General features: G+C 63.5%; 16 protein-coding genes. 8 read left to right on the top strand and 8 right to left on the bottom strand.

Translation table 11 applies throughout. The features are described 5' to 3' along the window. Positions 1–19: 19 nt before the first annotated feature. The 5 genes from rng to mreB all read right to left on the bottom strand — a co-directional run bounded on the left by rng (position 20) and on the right by mreB (position 4,793). Positions 20–1,477 (bottom strand): ribonuclease G, encoded by a 1,458-nt coding sequence (rng, locus tag G9C89_RS02350; RefSeq protein ID WP_172144026.1) that lies wholly within the window; start codon positions 1,475–1,477, stop codon positions 20–22. Positions 1,478–1,532: 55 nt separating this feature from the next. Then, positions 1,533–2,153, bottom strand: a complete 621-nt coding sequence (locus tag G9C89_RS02345; RefSeq protein ID WP_172144024.1) for a Maf family protein — start codon at positions 2,151–2,153, stop codon at positions 1,533–1,535. Positions 2,154–2,194: 41 nt separating this feature from the next. Continuing rightward, on the bottom strand, positions 2,195–2,683 hold the full coding sequence (mreD, locus tag G9C89_RS02340; RefSeq protein WP_172144022.1) for a rod shape-determining protein MreD: 489 nt from the start codon (positions 2,681–2,683) through the stop codon (positions 2,195–2,197). Next, complete coding sequence (mreC, locus tag G9C89_RS02335) at positions 2,680–3,630, bottom strand: rod shape-determining protein MreC (protein WP_390623748.1); 951 nt, start codon at positions 3,628–3,630, stop codon at positions 2,680–2,682. Before mreC ends, mreD begins: the two co-directional genes overlap by 4 nt. Positions 3,631–3,755: 125 nt before the next feature. Continuing rightward, entirely contained in the window at positions 3,756–4,793 is a 1,038-nt protein-coding gene (gene mreB / locus G9C89_RS02330; protein ID WP_079203152.1) for a rod shape-determining protein MreB, read from the bottom strand. Between the two features lie 301 nt (positions 4,794–5,094). On the opposite strand from mreB, the gene gatC reads away from it, so the two are divergent. The 6 genes from gatC to G9C89_RS02300 all read left to right on the top strand — a co-directional run bounded on the left by gatC (position 5,095) and on the right by G9C89_RS02300 (position 10,919). Next, a complete protein-coding gene (gene gatC / locus G9C89_RS02325) occupies positions 5,095–5,382 on the top strand; it encodes an Asp-tRNA(Asn)/Glu-tRNA(Gln) amidotransferase subunit GatC (protein ID WP_172144020.1) in 288 nt (95 codons plus the stop codon). Beyond that, positions 5,379–6,833, top strand: coding sequence for an Asp-tRNA(Asn)/Glu-tRNA(Gln) amidotransferase subunit GatA (gatA, locus tag G9C89_RS02320; protein WP_172144017.1), 1,455 nt, complete (start codon positions 5,379–5,381; stop codon positions 6,831–6,833). Before gatC ends, gatA begins: the two co-directional genes overlap by 4 nt. Positions 6,834–6,942: 109 nt before the next feature. Then, complete coding sequence (gene gatB, locus G9C89_RS02315) at positions 6,943–8,406, top strand: Asp-tRNA(Asn)/Glu-tRNA(Gln) amidotransferase subunit GatB (RefSeq protein WP_256674101.1); 1,464 nt, start codon at positions 6,943–6,945, stop codon at positions 8,404–8,406. A 60-nt stretch (positions 8,407–8,466) separates the two neighbouring features. Continuing rightward, a complete protein-coding gene (locus G9C89_RS02310) occupies positions 8,467–8,916 on the top strand; it encodes a septal ring lytic transglycosylase RlpA family protein (RefSeq protein WP_172144013.1) in 450 nt (149 codons plus the stop codon). Between the two features lie 154 nt (positions 8,917–9,070). Continuing rightward, positions 9,071–10,165, top strand: a complete 1,095-nt coding sequence (locus G9C89_RS02305) for a calcium/sodium antiporter (RefSeq protein WP_172144011.1) — start codon at positions 9,071–9,073, stop codon at positions 10,163–10,165. A gap of 160 nt (positions 10,166–10,325) precedes the next feature. Beyond that, a complete protein-coding gene (locus G9C89_RS02300; protein WP_172144000.1) occupies positions 10,326–10,919 on the top strand; it encodes a carboxymuconolactone decarboxylase family protein in 594 nt (197 codons plus the stop codon). A gap of 208 nt (positions 10,920–11,127) precedes the next feature. On the opposite strand, the gene G9C89_RS02295 is transcribed toward G9C89_RS02300, so the two are convergent. The 3 genes from G9C89_RS02295 to G9C89_RS02285 form a co-directional block, all read right to left on the bottom strand. Then, complete coding sequence (locus G9C89_RS02295; protein WP_172143998.1) at positions 11,128–12,069, bottom strand: AEC family transporter; 942 nt, start codon at positions 12,067–12,069, stop codon at positions 11,128–11,130. Positions 12,070–12,374: 305 nt separating this feature from the next. Further along, positions 12,375–12,935 carry a response regulator transcription factor gene (locus G9C89_RS02290; RefSeq protein WP_172143996.1) on the bottom strand — a complete coding sequence of 187 codons (561 nt, stop codon included), beginning with the start codon at positions 12,933–12,935 and terminating at the stop codon, positions 12,375–12,377. Positions 12,936–12,948: 13 nt separating this feature from the next. After that, positions 12,949–14,202: an ATP-binding protein gene (locus tag G9C89_RS02285; protein WP_172143994.1), complete on the bottom strand. Its 1,254-nt coding sequence runs from the start codon at positions 14,200–14,202 to the stop codon at positions 12,949–12,951. Positions 14,203–14,491: 289 nt separating this feature from the next. Here G9C89_RS02285 and G9C89_RS02280 point away from each other — a divergent pair, with 289 nt between their 5' ends. After that, on the top strand, positions 14,492–15,205 hold the full coding sequence (locus tag G9C89_RS02280; RefSeq protein WP_172143992.1) for an SIMPL domain-containing protein: 714 nt from the start codon (positions 14,492–14,494) through the stop codon (positions 15,203–15,205). 212 nt (positions 15,206–15,417) lie between these two features. Then, positions 15,418–17,016 (top strand): ABC transporter substrate-binding protein, encoded by a 1,599-nt coding sequence (locus tag G9C89_RS02275; RefSeq protein ID WP_172143982.1) that lies wholly within the window; start codon positions 15,418–15,420, stop codon positions 17,014–17,016. The last annotated feature ends 78 nt before the right edge of the window (positions 17,017–17,094 follow it).

Below are 17,094 nucleotides of genomic sequence, written 5' to 3'. Positions count from 1 at the left end.
CTGAACACGACGGGCCGATTCACAGAAGCACCACATCGTATTGCTCCTGGGAGTAAATCGTCTCGACCTGAAACTTGATGGTCCGGCCGATAAAGGCTTCGAGGTCGGCGACATTGCCCGACTCTTCGTCGAGCAGGCGATCCACCACTTTCTGGTTGGCCAGCACCCGATAGCCCTCCGCCTGATAGGCCCGCGCCTCACGCAGGATCTCGCGGAATATCTCGTAGCAGGTGGTTTCCGGGGTCTTCAGCTTGCCGCGCCCCTGGCAGCAGCTGCAGGGTTCGCAGAGGATCTGCTCAAGGCTCTCGCGCGTGCGCTTGCGGGTCATCTGCACCAGGCCCAGTTCGGTGATGCCGATGATGTTGGTCTTGGCGTGATCGCGCTCCAGCTGCTTCTCCAGGGTACGCAGCACCTGGCGCTGGTGCTCTTCGTCTTCCATGTCGATGAAGTCGATGATGATGATGCCGCCGAGGTTGCGCAGGCGCAGTTGCCGGGCGATGGCGGTGGCCGCTTCGAGGTTGGTCTTGAAGATGGTCTCTTCGAGGGTGCGGTGACCGACGAAGGCGCCGGTATTGACGTCGATGGTGCTCATCGCCTCGGCCGGGTCGATGATCAGGTAACCACCGGACTTCAGCGGCACCTTGCGCTCCAGCGCGCGCTGGATCTCGTCTTCGACACCGTACAAGTCGAAAATCGGCCGCTCGCCCGGGTAGTGTTCCAGGCGATCGGCGATTTCCGGCATCAGTTCGTCGACGAACTGGGTGATCTTCTGAAAGGTTTCCCGCGAGTCGATGCGGATCTTCTCGGTGCGCAGGCCGACCAGGTCGCGCAGGGTGCGCAGGGCCAGGCTGAGGTCTTCGTAGATCACCGACGGGGCCGGCGCGCTCTGCTTCTGCGCCGCGATCTGATCCCACAGGCGCCGCAGGTAGCGGATATCGACCAGAATTTCGTCGGCGCCCACACCATCGGCGGCCGTGCGCAGGATAAAGCCGCCAGCCTCGGCGATGCCTTCGGCCGCGACGCAGTCGGCCACCACTTGCTTGAGACGGTCGCGCTCGGCTTCGTCCTCGATTTTCAGGGAAATGCCGACATGACTGGTACGCGGCATGTACACCAGGTACCGCGAGGGGATCGACAGCTGGGTGGTCAGCCGCGCGCCCTTGCTGCCGATCGGGTCCTTGGTGACCTGCACCACCAGGGCCTGGCCTTCATGGACCAGGGCGCTGATGCTTTCCACCGCGCTGCCTTCACGACTGGAAATTTCCGAGGCATGGATAAAGGCGGCGCGATCCAGGCCGATGTCGACGAACGCCGCCTGCATGCCCGGCAACACCCGCACCACCTTGCCCTTGTAGATATTGCCGACGATACCGCGCTTCTGCGTACGCTCGACATGCACCTCTTGCAGCACGCCGTTTTCCACCACCGCCACGCGCGACTCCATCGGCGTGATATTGATCAGGATCTCTTCACTCATGGCTCTATCTCTGGTCCGACGAAGCGGCAAGCCGGGCAGCGCCAGCCTTCGGCGCTCACTCGCGACCTGCACCCTCTTGACTGTGGACTGGCAATGGCTGCCAGCACGGAATAGCAAATTCTGCGAGCAACTCGGCGGTTTCACACAGGGGCAAGCCCACCACGGCCGAGTAACTGCCCTGCAACTGGCTGACGAACACTGCCGCCAACCCTTGAATACCATAACTGCCGGCCTTGTCCCGGGGCTCGCCGGTGGCCCAATAGGCCTCGATCTCCGCGCGCGTCAACCGGCGAAAGCGCACCCGACTGCTGACCACCCGCGCGGCCACCTTGCCGGTCGACGCCAGGGCTACCGCGGTCAGTACCTGATGCTCGCGAGCGGACAGCGCACTCAGGGTCGCCACGGCTTCGTCGCGGTCCTGCGGCTTGCCGAGAATCCGCCCATCGAGAACCACGGCGGTATCGGCACCGAGCACTACAGCATCACGCGGATCAGCCAAGGCGGCCAGTCCCGCCTGCGCTTTGGCACGGGCCAGACGCTCTACATAGGCGCGGGGAGACTCTTCTGGCAATAGATTTTCATCGACGGGGACGATTAGCGGGCTAAAGGGCACGCCGATCTGGGTCAACAATTCGCGACGTCGCGGCGACCCGGAAGCCAGATAAAGCGTGCTCATGCGGACGTCTCCCTGTCGAGTTAGTGCAGGGCCAGCCGCACTCAATTAACGCTGAGGCGCTTGTGCACACCACGCAGGATGACACAGACCCACGGCCACAGCAGTGCGCTGACCAGTGCCGGCAAGACGAACGCCAGGGTCGGCGGACGGCTACCGGTCAAGGCATTGAGCCACAGCTGAACCAGTTGGGCCAGACCGAACACCACCAGCAGCACCATGCTCTGCTGCCACATGGGGAACATGCGCAAGCGCTGATGCAGGCTCAGCACCAGGAAGGTCACCAGGGTAAGAATCACGGCATTCTGCCCCAGCAGCGTGCCGTTCAGCACATCGGCCAGCAGGCCGACGCACCAGGCCGTGGTCATGCCCACCCGATGGGGCAAGGCCAGCACCCAGTAGGTCAGGATCAACGCCAGCCACAGCGGCCGGCCGACCTCCATGAACTTGGGCAGGCTGGCCACGCTGAGGAGCAGGGCCAGGGCCAGGCTGAGCCAGATCACCCAGACGTTGCGCGCACGCAGAGCGATCATTGGCGAGGTTCCGCTACAGGGGTTGGGAAAGTAACTGGCGCATCGCTCGTGGCAGCAGGGACTGCAGGCACTAGCGAGGGTGTGCTCATCGATTGCTCGCGGGCCTGACGATCCGCCTCCTCCTGCGCCTCGGCCGAATCGCTGGCGCGCTGCTCGGGGGTACGTGGATCGGTGAATACCAGGAGCATGTAGCGGCTGCGGTTCAGGTTGGCGGTCGGCATGGCGCGGACAATCGCGAACGGCTGGCCGGAGTCGTGAATCACCTCGGTGACCACCGCCACCGGGTAGCCTGCGGGAAAACGCTGGCCCAGCCCGGAGCTGAGCAGCAGGTCGCCTTCCTTGACGTCCGCGGTATCGGCCACATGGCGCAACTCCAGGCGTTCCGGGTTACCGGTGCCACTGGCGATGGCGCGCAGGCCGTTGCGGTTGACCTGCACCGGAATGCTGTGGGTGGTATCGGTGAGCAACAACACCCGCGAGGTGTAGGGCATCACCTCGACCACCTGGCCCATCAGGCCGCGCGCATCGAGCACCGGTTGACCGAGCAGCACGCCATCTTTGCTGCCCTTGTCGATCAGGATGCGGTGGGTGAAGGGGTTGGGGTCGATGCCGATCAGCTCGGTGGCCAGCACATCGTCGTCGACCAGCGCCGACGAATTGAGCAGCTCGCGCAAGCGCACGTTCTGCTCGGTCAACGCCGCCAGCTTCTGCAGACGCCGCTGCAGCATCAGGCTTTCGGCCTTGAGTTTCTCATTCTCGGCGGCCAGGTCGCTGCGCGAACTGAGCTCCTGAGTGGCGCTGTCCCACAGGGTCACCGGCAAACGGCCGAGCCAATAGACCGGCTCGACAATCAGACCCAACTGGCTGCGCAGCGGCTGCAACACGGTAAATCGCGCATCCACCACCATCAGCGCAGCCGATAGCACGGTGAACACCAGCAGGCGCACACCGAGCGAAGGACCTTTGGCAAATAGCGGTTTTATGGCGAGTTCCTCTCAAGCGTCAAGCAGCAAACAAAAAGCTGCAAGCGAGTGGAAACCCGGCTTGCAGCTCGAGACTTGGCGCAGACGGCTCACTCCGTGGACAGCAGGTCCATGGTGTGGCGATCCATCATGTCCAGGGCCTTGCCGCCGCCACGGGCGACGCAGGTCAGCGGGTCTTCGGCAACGATCACCGGCAGACCGGTTTCCTGGGCCAGCAACTTGTCCAGATCACGCAACAAGGCACCGCCACCGGTCAACACCAGGCCACGCTCGGCGATATCCGACGCCAGCTCCGGCGGCGACTGCTCCAGCGCGCTCTTGACCGCCTGGACGATGGTCGCCAGGGATTCCTGCAGGGCTTCCAGAACCTCATTGGAGTTGAGGGTGAAGGCGCGCGGCACACCTTCGGCCAGGTTGCGGCCGCGCACGTCGACTTCGCGAACTTCGCCGCCCGGGTAGGCGGTGCCGATTTCCTGCTTGATCCGCTCGGCGGTGGACTCGCCGATCAGCGAACCGTAGTTGCGCCGCACATAGGTGATGATGGCTTCGTCGAAACGGTCGCCACCGACCCGTACGGATTCGGCGTAGACCACGCCATTCAGCGAGATCAGGGCAATTTCCGTGGTGCCGCCGCCGATATCGACGACCATCGAGCCACGTGCTTCTTCCACCGGCAGGCCGGCACCGATAGCGGCGGCCATCGGCTCTTCGATCAGGAACACTTCGCGGGCACCGGCACCCAGGGCCGACTCACGGATGGCGCGGCGCTCCACCTGGGTGGACTTGCACGGCACGCAGATCAGCACGCGCGGCGAAGGCTGCAGGAAACTGTTCTCGTGCACCTTGTTGATGAAGTACTGCAACATCTTCTCGCACACGCTGAAGTCGGCGATCACGCCATCCTTCATCGGCCGGATAGCCGCGATATTGCCGGGGGTGCGACCGAGCATGCGCTTGGCTTCGGTACCGACCGCAACGACGCTCTTCTGGTTGCCGTGGGTACGGATGGCTACGACCGACGGCTCGTTCAGGACGATACCGCGCTCGCGCACATAAATCAGGGTATTGGCAGTGCCCAGGTCGATCGACAGATCGCTGGAAAACATGCCACGCAGTTTTTTGAACATGGGAGAGGGACCCTAGGCAACGCGTGGGTAAAAGCAACGCGCGGGTAACGCGCAGGTAATCAACCGCGCGGCGACGCGCGAAAACAACCGTGCGGCGACGCGCAGATAAAAAGTGCGGCAAACTCTAACAACGACAGGGATTTTGAGCAAGGCGGCAATATGTTAGATTGTCTGTTTTTCGGGGCTATACGACCCATCATCGCGGCCTTTGACCACCCGCTCACAGAATCCGTTCCCTGCACAGCTCAGACATGGCGACCCGCGCACATTTCTATTGGCTGCCCTCTACTGGAGAACCTCAATGGCGCTTGAACGCTCCGAGGTGGAAAAAATCGCCCATCTGGCCCGATTGGGCCTGAATGAAAGCGAAATTCCACGTACCACCGAGACCCTCAACAACATTCTCGGCCTGATCGATCAGATGCAGGCGGTCGACACCACGGGTATCGAGCCACTGGCCCACCCCCTGGAAGCGACCCAGCGCCTGCGCGCCGACGTGGTGACCGAAGAAAACCACCGCGACGCCTACCAGGCGATCGCCCCGGCCGTGGAGAACGGCCTGTATCTGGTTCCCAAGGTGATTGAGTGATGCATCGACTGACCCTGGCTGAAATCGCCCGCGCCCTGGCCGCCAAACAATTTTCCGCCGAGGAACTGACCCGCGGCCTGCTGCAACGCATCGCGCAACACGACCCGCAGCTCAACAGCTTCATCAGCGTGACCGACGAGCTGGCCCTGCAGCAGGCCAAGGCCGCCGACGTCCGCCGCGCCGCTGGCGAAACCGGCGCCCTGCTCGGTGCGCCAATCGGCCACAAGGACCTGTTCTGCACCAAGGATGTGCTGACCAGCTGCGGCTCGAAAATCCTCCAGGGCTTCAAGGCGCCCTACAACGCCACCGTGGTGGAGAAACTCGCCGCGGCCGGCAGCGTGACCCTGGGCAAGCTGAACATGGACGAGTTCGCCATGGGCTCGGCCAACGAATCCAGCCACTATGGCCCGGTGCACAACCCCTGGGACCTGACCCGCGTACCCGGCGGCTCCTCGGGCGGCTCGGCGGCGGCGATCGCCGCGCGCCTGCTGCCGGCTGCCACCGGCACCGACACCGGCGGCTCGATCCGCCAGCCGGCGGCGCTGACCAACCTCACCGGGATCAAACCGACCTACGGCCGCGTCTCCCGCTGGGGCATGATCGCCTACGCCTCCAGCCTCGACCAGGGCGGCCCCTTGGCGCGCACGGCCGAAGACTGCGCCCTGATGCTGCAGGCCATGGCCGGTTTCGACCCGAAAGATTCCACCAGCGTCGACCAGCCGGTCGACGACTACCTGGCGGCCTTGAACAAACCGCTGCATGGCCTGCGCATCGGCCTGCCCAGGGAGTACTTCAGTGCCGGCCTCGATGCACGCATCGGCGAGAAGGTGTTGGCGGTGGTCGAGGAACTGAAAAAACTCGGCGCCAGCGTCAAGGACATCAGTCTGCCAACCATGCAGCATGCAATTCCAGCCTATTACGTGATCGCCCCGGCCGAAGCCAGCTCCAACCTGTCGCGCTTCGATGGCGTACGCTTCGGTTACCGCTGCGAAAACCCGGTCAACCTCGAAGACCTGTACAAGCGCTCGCGCGGCGAGGGCTTCGGTGCCGAGGTCAAGCGCCGGATCATGATCGGCACCTACGCCCTGTCGGCCGGCTACTACGATGCCTATTACCTGAAGGCGCAGAAGATCCGCCGGCTGATCAAGAACGACTTCGTGTCCGCCTTCAACGAGGTCGACGTGATTCTCGGCCCGACCACGCCGAACCTGGCCTGGAAGCTCGGCGAGAAGAACAACGACCCGGTCGCCGCCTACCTGGAAGACATCTACACCATCACCGCCAACCTGGCCGGCATCCCCGGCCTGTCGATGCCCGCCGGCTTCGTCGACGGCTTGCCGGTGGGCGTGCAACTGCTCGCCCCTTACTTCCAGGAAGGCCGCTTGCTCAACGTCGCCCACCAGTACCAACAGGTCACTGACTGGCACACACAAGCTCCGGCTGGATTCTGAGGACGACCGACATGCAATGGGAAACCGTGACTCGTGATCTGCCTGGAAATTCACGCCCAGCTCAGTGCCAGCAGGTCACTGACTGGCATCAACAAGTCCTGAGCGGATTCTGAGGAGCACTGATATGCAATGGGAAACCGTAATCGGGCTGGAAATTCACGCTCAGCTCAGCACCCAATCGAAGATTTTCTCCGCCAGTGCCATCGCCTTCGGCGCCGAGCCCAACACCCAGGCCAGCCTGGTCGACCTGGGCATGCCCGGCACCCTGCCGGTGCTCAACGCCGAAGCGGTGCGCATGGCCTGCAAGTTCGGCCTGGCCATCGACGCGCACATCGCGCCACAGAACGTCTTTGCCCGTAAGAACTACTTCTACCCGGACCTGCCCAAGGGCTACCAGACCAGCCAGATGGATCACCCCATCGTCGGCAAGGGCTTCCTCGACATCACCCTGGAAGACGGCACGCAAAAGCGCATCGGGATCACACGCGCGCACCTCGAAGAAGACGCCGGCAAGAGCCTGCACGAAGACTTCCACGGCATGAGCGGGATCGACCTCAACCGCGCCGGCACCCCGCTGCTGGAGATCGTTTCCGAGCCGGACATCCGCTCGGCCAAGGAAGCGGTGGCCTACGTCAAGGCCATCCACGCGCTGGTGCGCTACCTCGGCATCTGCGACGGCAACATGGCCGAAGGCTCGCTGCGCTGCGACTGCAACGTCTCGGTGCGACCGGTCGGCCAGGCCGAGTACGGCACCCGCGCCGAGATCAAGAACGTCAACTCGTTCCGCTTTATCGAGAAGGCGATCAACCATGAAGTGCAACGGCAGATCGAGCTGATCGAAGACGGCGGCAAGATCGTCCAGGAAACCCGCCTGTACGATCCGAACAAGGACGAAACCCGCTCCATGCGCAGCAAGGAGGAAGCCAACGACTACCGTTACTTCCCCTGCCCCGACCTGTTGCCGGTGGTGATCGAACAGAGCTTCCTCGAGGATATCCGCGCCAGCCTGCCGGAGCTGCCGGTGCAGAAGCGCGCGCGCTTCCAGGCGCAGTTCGGCCTGTCCGCCTACGACGCCGACGTGCTGGCCGCCAGCCGCGAGCTGGCCAACTACTTCGAGGCGGTCAATGCGGTGTGTGGCGACGCCAAGCTGGCCGCCAACTGGGTCATGGGCGAACTGTCCAGCCTGCTCAACAGCGGAAACCTTTCGATCGAGCAGTCGCCGGTTTCCGCCGAGCAGCTGGGCGGCATGATCCTGCGCATCAAGGACAACACCATCAGCGGCAAGCTCGCCAAGATGGTGTTCGAGGCCCTGGCCGCCGGCGAGGGTGCGACGGCTGACGAGGTGATCGAGAACAAGGGCCTCAAGCAGGTCACCGACTCCAGCGCCATCGAGTCGATGCTCGACGAGGTGCTGGCGGCCAACGCCGAGCAGGTCGAACAGTACCGCGCCAGCGACGAAGCCAAGCGCGGCAAGATGTTCGGCTTCTTCGTCGGCCAGGCGATGAAGGCCTCCAAAGGCAAGGCCAACCCCGGCCAGGTGAACCAACTGCTGAAGAACAAACTCGAAGGGTGACAACCTGCCCCCATCGACGCCGGGCTTGCCCGGCGTTTTTCTGCGTGGAGAAGTGGATCTATGCCGACTCGTAGCCCGGATGCAATCCGGGAACCAGCAAGCCCGCGGAGTGCATCCGGGCGCCGCCCCCGCACGCCGATCCGCAATGGCCTGATCCTCGCCACCCTGTTCGCCCTGCTCGCCGGCTGCGCCAGCCAGGGCATCGACCGCCAGGGATACCGCGCCGAAGGCAAGGCCTCGTATTACGGGGCTCGCCACCATGGCAGGAAAACCGCCAGCGGCGAGCGTTTCGACCAGCATGCCCTCACCGCCGCCCACCGCAGCCTGCCCTTCGGCAGCCGCGTATTGGTGACCAACCTGCGCAACGAGAAAAGCGTGGTGGTGCGTATCAACGACCGTGGCCCCTATGCCAGGGGACGGATTATCGACCTGTCGCAGCAGGCTGCCGAGCGCCTCGACATGCTCCGCGCCGGTGTGGTGCCGGTGCGCGTCGAGCAACTGGCTGACTGAGCGGTTGTGGAAAAACTCTCGCCCACGGCGGCGCTCGATATTTTCACGACATCAACGCCGGCCTGGGCAACCCCCGGCAAATACAGGCGCGCGCCCCTCTGGCGCGGCGCCCGCGGATGATTAAACTAGCCGCACTTTTCTGGAGCCCCTTGCAATGACCCCGATGACCTTCGTCTACCTGATTGCCGGCCTGGTATTGCTGGTGGCCGGCGCCGAGGTGCTGGTGCGCGGCGCCGCCAAACTGGCGGCGCAATTCGGTATTCCGCCCCTGGTAATCGGCCTGACCGTGGTGGCCTTCGGCACCAGTGCGCCGGAAACCGCAGTCAGCGTACAGGCCGCAATGAACGGCAGCGGCGACCTGGCCATCGGCAACGTGGTCGGCAGCAATATCGCCAACGTCCTGCTGATCCTCGGCATGACCGCCCTGATTGCGCCGCTGATCGTCTCGCGCCAACTGATCCGCCTCGATGTGCCGATCATGATCGGCGCCAGCCTGGTGGTGTACGCCCTGGCCTGGGACGGCGGCCTGAGCAGACTCGATGGAGCCCTGCTGTTCGCCGGCGTGGTGGCCTACACCGGTTTTCTGATCATCAGCAGCCTGAGGGACAAGAGCAGCGCCGAGGATGATGAGTTTGCCAAGGAGTTCGGCCTGCACCAAGCGCCCAAGCCCTATGCCTGGCTGATCAACCTGGCCCTGATCGTCGCCGGCCTGATCTTGTTGGTGAGCGGCTCCAACTTCCTGGTCGAAGGCGCCGTCAGCCTGGCCCGCGCCCTCGGCCTGTCCGAACTGATCATCGGCCTGACCGTGGTGGCTATCGGCACTTCGCTGCCGGAGCTGGCGACCTCGATTCTCGCCGCGATCCGCGGCGAACGGGATATCGCCGTGGGCAATATCGTCGGCAGCAACATCTTCAACCTGCTCTGCGTACTCGGCCTGGCCTCGCTGGTGTCGCCGCTGCCGGTCTCGGTATCGCCGAACGCCCTGGCCTTCGACTTCCCGGTGATGATCGCCGTGGCCGTGGCCTGCCTGCCGATCTTCTTTGCCGGCTACCGCATCAATCGCTGGGAAGGCCTGCTGTTCCTCGCCTACTACCTGGCCTACACCCTCTACCTGGTGCTGTTCGCCACCGGCCGACCGTTCGCCCAGACCTTCGGCGACGCCATGCTCGGTTATGTGCTGCCGCTGACGGCGGTGACCCTGGTGGTGATCGCCGGACGCGCCTGGCATAAACAACGTATGGGCTGTTAGGCCCCAGGAACCGTCCTCTCGTCCTCAATTTGAAGTTTTGAGGCTGGACGGAAAAATAAAAACATTATAGGATGTTTTAAATTTATCCGGCATGACCTGCCTGAAGTGAGTGGCGCCAGGCCAATCTGCATTACAAATCAATAACAGAGAGTCGGAAGCCATGAGTCGAATCAGCAAGATTGAGCCTGCCGATTGGGACGCAGATCTGCGCCGCCAGTTCCATGCCGATGAAGCAACAGAACTGGAGCTGGGGCTTATGCGGATGTTTGCCCATCGCCCGGCGATCGCCAAAGGCATTGTCGCCCTTGGTTCCGGTATCAAAGCCGATATGTCCCTGTCGCCACGGCTGGTTGAGCTGGTGCGTTTACGTATTGCCTTCCACAACCAGTGCCGCAGCTGCATGGCCATCCGCTACCAGGAGGCGGTGGATGCCGGAGTCAGCGAAGAGTTGGTGTGTTCCCTGGAAAAACCTATGGAAGCCCCAGATCTCACGGCAGCAGAAAAAGCTGCCCTGGCCTACGGGGATCGTTTTGCCACTGACCATCTATCCATCAATGACGCCATGTTCGATGATTTGCGCCAGCATTTCACGGAACAACAGCTGGTGGAGCTGGGTGTGTGGGTTGCCTTTTGTGTGGGGTTTGGTCGCCTTGGTGCGGTGTGGGACATGACGGAAGAATTGCCCACAGCCTACCAGGACAAATCCGCAGGTCCGGTGACGCCATGGAGTGGGGAGCCTGTTGTAGTGCGTTAATCAGGACGACTTGCCGTAAATGAATTGCAAAAAAGCCCCCCTCAGATTGAGCAAATCCCTTTCGGGTCCGGCTGTTTGTCAATATCCATGGAAAAGTCGATCGCGCTGAGCAAGCCTCACCGGGCGGGACTCCCGGATTGTGCTGCCCCTTATCATTGGGCTACGCCGCTGATTGACCGGTGATCTGGGCTGCCGATGAGTATCACAGCTAGATCCAATCGGCCCACTGCAACAGCAGCAAGCCGATATTGGTGGTCAGCACCGCCGCCAGGGTGGTGATCACGATGATCGCCGCCGCCAACTGATGGTTGCCATTCACCGCCCGCGCCATGACGAAGCTGGCGGCAGCCGTGGGGCTGGCGAAATAGAGGAAGAGGATCGCCAGATCCGCGTCACGGAAGCCCCACAGCCAGGCGCCCAGGGTTGCCAGCAAGGGCAGCCAGACCATCTTCATCAGGCTGGCACTGACGGCAATGCCGCTGCTCTTGCGCAACGACGCCAGGCTCAGGGTACCGCCGATGCAGATCAACGCCAGCGGCAGGGTCATCTGCGCGAAGTACTGGGTCGAGATCATCAGCCAACCCGGTAGCGGCAGTCGCCAATAGGCGATCGGCATGGCCGCCAGCACGCCGATGATCAGCGGATTGCTCAGGATGCTCTTGCCGATGGCCCAGGGACCGGACTTGACGTGCGGACTGTAGATCGCCAGGACGATGGCCGAGAGGGTGTTGTAGCAAAGGATCACCACCCCGCCCAGCACCGCGCCGACCGACAAGCCGTAGTCGCCATACAGACTGGTGGCCAGCGCCAGACCGACGATGCCGTTATTGCCGCGAAACGCGCCCTGGGTGTAGATCCCGCGATCCACCTGCGGACAACGCCAGATGGCCCAGCCCCAGGCGATCAGGAAACACGCCAGGGTCGCCAGCACGAAATAGCCGAGCAGCGCCGGCTGCAGGGCCGTGCTCAGGTCCGCCTTGACGATGCCGAGAAACAGCAGAGCCGGCATGGTGCCGCGAAACACCAGCGACGACGCGGTATTGATAAAGGCATCATCGATCCAGCCCAGGCGCTTGAGCCCCACGCCGAGAAACAGCATCGCGAAGACCGGCGCGGTGATGGCGAGGGTTTGCTGGACGACGGCGAACATGGCGGCCCTGGGCAGACGGTTTACTTAGGGGGCTAATCATAACAACAGAAGAGGTACGACAACCTAACAGTATCTACCTCGGCATGAATCCGGGCTCAGCGTGGGGCAGACCTGACCTCAGCGGTTGTGAAAATATCGAGCGCCGTTGCGAGCTCGTCGCCAGGCGTGCCGCGCCGAGTAACCAATGGGGCGCTGCCTGCGGCGAGTGATATACACCCTACGGATCGCCGCTTGCTTGAAGTCATTGGTCGGCGCGTAGGGCGCTTGCAGACTCCCGCGGTAGGCGGGAGTTTTCTCACCGCCTCTCAGCGCTTGACCGGACGCTTCTGCAATTTGCGCTGCAGGGTGCGTCTATGCATGCCGAGGGCGCGGGCGGTGGCGGAGATATTGCCTTCGTGCTCGCTGAGCACGCGCTGGATATGCTCCCACTGCAGGCGGTCCACCGACATCGGGTTTTCCGGCACCAGGGTGTCCAGGTCGGCGTGCTGGGTCAGCAGCGCGGCCAGCACATCGTCGGCATCGGCCGGCTTGCACAGGTAGTTGCAGGCGCCGCGCTTGATCGCCTCCACCGCGGTGGCGATGCTCGAATAGCCGGTGAGGATCACCACGCGCATCTCCGCATCCAGCTCCAGCAGCTTGGGCAGCAGCACCAGGCCGGAGTCGCCTTCCATCTTCAGATCGAGCACCGCGTAATCCGGCAGATCCTGCTCGGCCAGGGCCAGGCCTTCCTCGGCCGAGCCGGCGGTGGACACGCGCAGACCGCGCCGGCTCATGGCCCGCGCCATCACCCGGGTGAAGGTCGGGTCGTCATCGACCAGCAGCAGATGGGGCTGCTCTTCGCCTTCGAATAGGACTTCGTCACTCATACTCAATGCTTCCTCAGGCTCTGCCATAGGCGCGCGGCAACTTGAGCTCGGTGAGCGTGCCGCCTTCTTCGTGGTTATACAGCTTTACCGTGCCGCCGGCACGGGTGACGCTGGCCTGGCTGAGGAACAGTCCCAGGCCGAAGCCCTTGCCCTTGGTGGTGAAAAACGGTCGACCGAGCTGTTCGGCGATGGCCAGCGGCACGCCGGCGCCGAAGTCGCGAATGCTCAGACGCAGCCACTGGTGATCCCAATCGAGGCGAATGTCCAGCTTGTCCGGGCAGGCGTCGGCGGCGTTGTTCAGCAGGTTGAGCAGCGCCTGGGTCAGGTCCGCCGGCGGCATGATGCGCGGCGGCGTGCCCAGCCCCAGGCACTGATAGCGATAGCTGGCCTCGGGGCGCATCAGGTGCCAGCGATTGAGGGTGGTTTCCAGCCACTCGACCGACGACTGCTCGATCACCGCCTGGCGCCGGTCCGCCTCGGCGGCGCGCACCAGCTGTTGCAGGGTTTCCTTGCACAGCTTGACCTGCTCCTGCAGTACCGCCAGGTCTTCCTGCAACAGCGGATCCTGATGTTCGCGGCGCAGTTCCTTGATCAGCACGCTCATGGTCGCCAGCGGCGTACCCAGCTCATGGGCGGCACCGGCGGCCTGGGTGGCGACCGCCAGCAACTGCTGGTCGCGCAGGCCTTCCTCGCGGCGTTCGGCGCGCAGTTCTTCCTGATCGCGCAGCTCCTCGGCCATCTTGGCGACGAAGAAGGTGATCAGCCCCGCGGCCAGGGCGAAACTCAGCCACATGCCGTAGATCAACAGGCTCTCGCGCGGGCCTGGCGGCAAGTCCAGCGGGTGCGACCACACCAGCAGCAGGGTGTAGCCGGCCAGCGCCAGCCCCGACAAGGTAATGGTGAACATCCAGGGCAGGGTCGCCGCGGCGATGGTCAGCGGCACCAGGTAATAGGAGACGAAGGGGTTGGTCGAGCCACCCGAGTAATACAGCAGCACGCTGTGGATAATCAGGTCGCAGCCGAGCTGTACCGCGTACTCCACCTCGGTGACCGGCCAGGGTCCGCGCAGGCGCAAGGCGGTCAGCAGGCACAGCAGCAGCGAAACACCGAGGGTGATGCTCAGTTCCTGCCAGGGCAACGGCAGCAACCCGGAATTGTAGGCCAGGCCCACCGAGCCAGCCTGGGCGGCCAGCACCAGGATACGGATCAGGGTCAGGCGCCAGAGGTTTTGCCGGCTGGCCGACAGCAACTGCACGGGTGCGAGCATGGGCTCTCCAAAAAAGGCTCGGGGACCGAGCCCGGCGAGTATAACCAAGGCTCCGCCCGGCCCGCTGCGACAACTGGCCGCAGCCATGGCAGCAGCGCAGGGCGGGCAGGAGGCGATCAGCCTCCGCCCACGCAAGAGCGCAACCACTGCGAACGGGACTCGCGAACCTGCACAGCAGCCAGACACGGCAAAGAGCCGGATTTAATTTAACCCGAACAGGCGAAGCGCTACGTCTACCCTTAGCAACACGCCTAACTCTCTGTATCCACATTGCTCACAAGGAATCGTCATGCAGCCATTGTCCCGTCTTGCCAGTGCCCTGGTCATCAGCGCCGCTGGCCTGCTCAGCCTCGCGGCCCATGCCGAACAGGCCCGCTACAACCAGATCTCCCTGCGCGCCGAGGTCAATCAGGAAATCGCCCACGACCTGATGCACGTCACCCTCTACAGCGAGGCGCAAGACAGCGACCCGGCCGCCCTCGCCGCGCAGATCAGCAAGACCCTCAACGCCAGCATTGCCCAGGCGCGCCAGGTCAAGGGCGTCAGCGTGGCCATGGGCAGCCGTAACAGCTACCCGGTCTACGATGACAAAGGTCAGCGGATCACCGCCTGGCGCGAGCGTGCCGAACTGCGCCTGCAAAGCGCCGACTTCAGCGCCCTGTCCAAGCTCACCGGCGAGATGCTGCAACAGCTGAAGATGGGCGGGATGAACTTCAGCATTGCCGACGCCACGCGCAAGACCCACGAAGACGCCCTGCTCAAGGAGGCCGTCGCCGCGTTCAAGGCCCGCGCGCAACTGGCCACCGACGCCCTGGGCGGCAGCGCTTACAAACTGGTCAGCCTGAGCCTGAACAGCGGCGGCTTTCAGCCACCGATGCCGCTGCGCATGAGCGCGATGAAAGGCGCGGAAATGATGGATGCCGCGGTGACGCCGGACATCGAAGCCGGCACCAGCCAAGTGACGATCAATGCCGATGGCGTGATCGAAGTGCAGATGCCCTGAAAGCAGGCAGCGCCGTTGTCGCCAGGTAGCGGCGTATTGCCAGCTTTATCCACGAAAATTGCTTAAATGCGACAGCCACGTACAACTCGCCCGCAGTTGCTACGCTGAATGGGTCATACCCCTTGCCTGCGGCACATGCCGTGCATAGCTTCATCCGAGGTCTCCACAAGAGGCCCCTCACGCGAATAACCACAATAATCAATGAGGTCACTATGCGTAAAAATGCCTTCATCCAGGCTTTTGTCGTTGCCGGGCTGCTCGCCGGCACCCCGCTGGCCCAGGCCGCGAGCAACCTGGTGTTCTGTTCCGAAGGCAGCCCGGCCGGGTTCGACCCGGGGCTGTACACCACCGGCACCGACTTCGATGCCGCCGCGGAAACCGTGTTCAACCGCCTGACCCAGTTCGAGCGCGGCGGCACCGCGGTCATCCCAGGCCTCGCGGAAAAATGGGACATCGCCGCAGACGGTCTGAGCTACACCTTTCACCTGCGCCCCGGGGTCAAGTTCCACACCACCGACTACTTCAAGCCGAGCCGCACCTTCAACGCCGACGACGTGCTGTTCACCTTCCAGCGCATGCTCGACAAGGACCATGCGTTCCGCAAGGCCTACCCCAGCGAATTCCCCTACTTCACCGACATGGGCATGGACGCCAATATCGCCAAGCTCGAGAAGCTCGACGAGCTGACCGTCAGGTTTACCCTCAACGAGGTGGACGCCGCCTTTATCCAGAACCTGGCGATGAGCTTCGCCTCGATCCACTCGGCCGAATATGCCGGGCAGTTGCTCGAAGCCGGCAAGCCCGCCGAGATCAACCAGAAGCCGATTGGCACCGGCCCCTTCGTGTTCAGCCGCTACCAGAAAGACTCGCAGATCCGCTTCAAGGGCAACCCGGACTACTGGAACCCGGACGAGGTCAAGATCGACAACCTGATCTTCGCCATCAACACCGATGCCTCGGTGCGCATGCAGAAGCTCAGGGCCGGCGAATGCCACGTCACCCTCAACCCGCGGCCGGCCGATCTCGATGCGCTGGCCAAGGACCCGAATATCCAGATGCCGTCGCAGCCCGGGTTCAACGATGGCTATATCGCCTACAACGTCAGGCACAAGCCGTTCGACCAGCTCGCCGTGCGCCAGGCCCTGGACATGGCGGTGAACAAGCAGGCGATCATCGACGCGGTCTACCAGAGCGCCGGCCAGCTGGCGGTCAACGGCATGCCGCCGACCCAATGGTCGTATAACGACAGCATCAAGGACGCCGCCTACGACCCGGAGAAAGCCAGGCAGCTGCTCAAGGCCGCCGGCGTCGCCGAGGGCACCGAGATCACCCTGTGGGCCATGCCGGTGCAGCGCCCGTACAACCCCAACGCCAAGCTGATGGCCGAGATGCTGCAATCCGACTGGGGCAAGATCGGCCTCAAGGTGAAGATCGTCAGCTACGAATGGGGCGAGTACCTCAAGCGCTCCAAGGCCGGCGAACACGACGCCATGCTGATCGGCTGGAGCGGCGACAACGGCGACCCGGACAACTGGCTGGGCACCCTGTACGGCTGCGATGCGGTGGACGGCAACAACTTCTCCAAGTGGTGCGATGCCGAGTACGACAAGCTGATCAAGGCGGCCAAGCGCACCACCGACGTGGCCGAGCGCACCAAGCTGTACCAGCAGGCCCAGGTGATTCTCAAGCGCGAAGTGCCGATCACCCCGATCGCCCACTCCACGGTGTATCAACCGATGCGCAAGAGCGTAAAGGACTTCAAGATCAGTCCCTTCGCGCTCAACGCCTTCTACGGGGTAAGCGTCGAGTAATCTCCCTCTAGCTTCACCCGGACCGGTTATCCGTCGGCCCGGGTTTCGTGCCAGCCGTGGCCTATCCGGTCACGCCTG

The sequence above is a fragment of the Pseudomonas tumuqii genome (genome assembly GCF_013184545.1).
Taxonomy (GTDB): Bacteria; Pseudomonadota; Gammaproteobacteria; order Pseudomonadales; family Pseudomonadaceae; genus Aquipseudomonas; species Aquipseudomonas tumuqii.
The sequence above is the reverse complement of the archived record's forward strand: the minus strand, read 5'-3'. Positions and strand labels throughout refer to the sequence as shown.

Excerpts from the sequence above, each read along its gene's own strand:
- G9C89_RS02290 (WP_172143996.1), bottom strand. The coding sequence starts at position 12,935 with ATGAGTGACGAAGTCCTATTCGAAGGCGAAGAGCAGCCCCATCTGCTG.
- G9C89_RS02310 (WP_172144013.1), top strand. The coding sequence starts at position 8,467 with ATGCCGACTCGTAGCCCGGATGCAATCCGGGAACCAGCAAGCCCGCGG.
- G9C89_RS02275 (WP_172143982.1), top strand. The coding sequence starts at position 15,418 with ATGCGTAAAAATGCCTTCATCCAGGCTTTTGTCGTTGCCGGGCTGCTC.
- rng (WP_172144026.1), bottom strand. The coding sequence starts at position 1,477 with ATGAGTGAAGAGATCCTGATCAATATCACGCCGATGGAGTCGCGCGTG.
- G9C89_RS02280 (WP_172143992.1), top strand. The coding sequence starts at position 14,492 with ATGCAGCCATTGTCCCGTCTTGCCAGTGCCCTGGTCATCAGCGCCGCT.
- gatC (WP_172144020.1), top strand. The coding sequence starts at position 5,095 with ATGGCGCTTGAACGCTCCGAGGTGGAAAAAATCGCCCATCTGGCCCGA.
- G9C89_RS02285 (WP_172143994.1), bottom strand. The coding sequence starts at position 14,202 with ATGCTCGCACCCGTGCAGTTGCTGTCGGCCAGCCGGCAAAACCTCTGG.
- G9C89_RS02305 (WP_172144011.1), top strand. The coding sequence starts at position 9,071 with ATGACCCCGATGACCTTCGTCTACCTGATTGCCGGCCTGGTATTGCTG.
- mreD (WP_172144022.1), bottom strand. The coding sequence starts at position 2,683 with ATGATCGCTCTGCGTGCGCGCAACGTCTGGGTGATCTGGCTCAGCCTG.
- G9C89_RS02300 (WP_172144000.1), top strand. The coding sequence starts at position 10,326 with ATGAGTCGAATCAGCAAGATTGAGCCTGCCGATTGGGACGCAGATCTG.
- mreB (WP_079203152.1), bottom strand. The coding sequence starts at position 4,793 with ATGTTCAAAAAACTGCGTGGCATGTTTTCCAGCGATCTGTCGATCGAC.
- G9C89_RS02295 (WP_172143998.1), bottom strand. The coding sequence starts at position 12,069 with ATGTTCGCCGTCGTCCAGCAAACCCTCGCCATCACCGCGCCGGTCTTC.
- G9C89_RS02345 (WP_172144024.1), bottom strand. The coding sequence starts at position 2,153 with ATGAGCACGCTTTATCTGGCTTCCGGGTCGCCGCGACGTCGCGAATTG.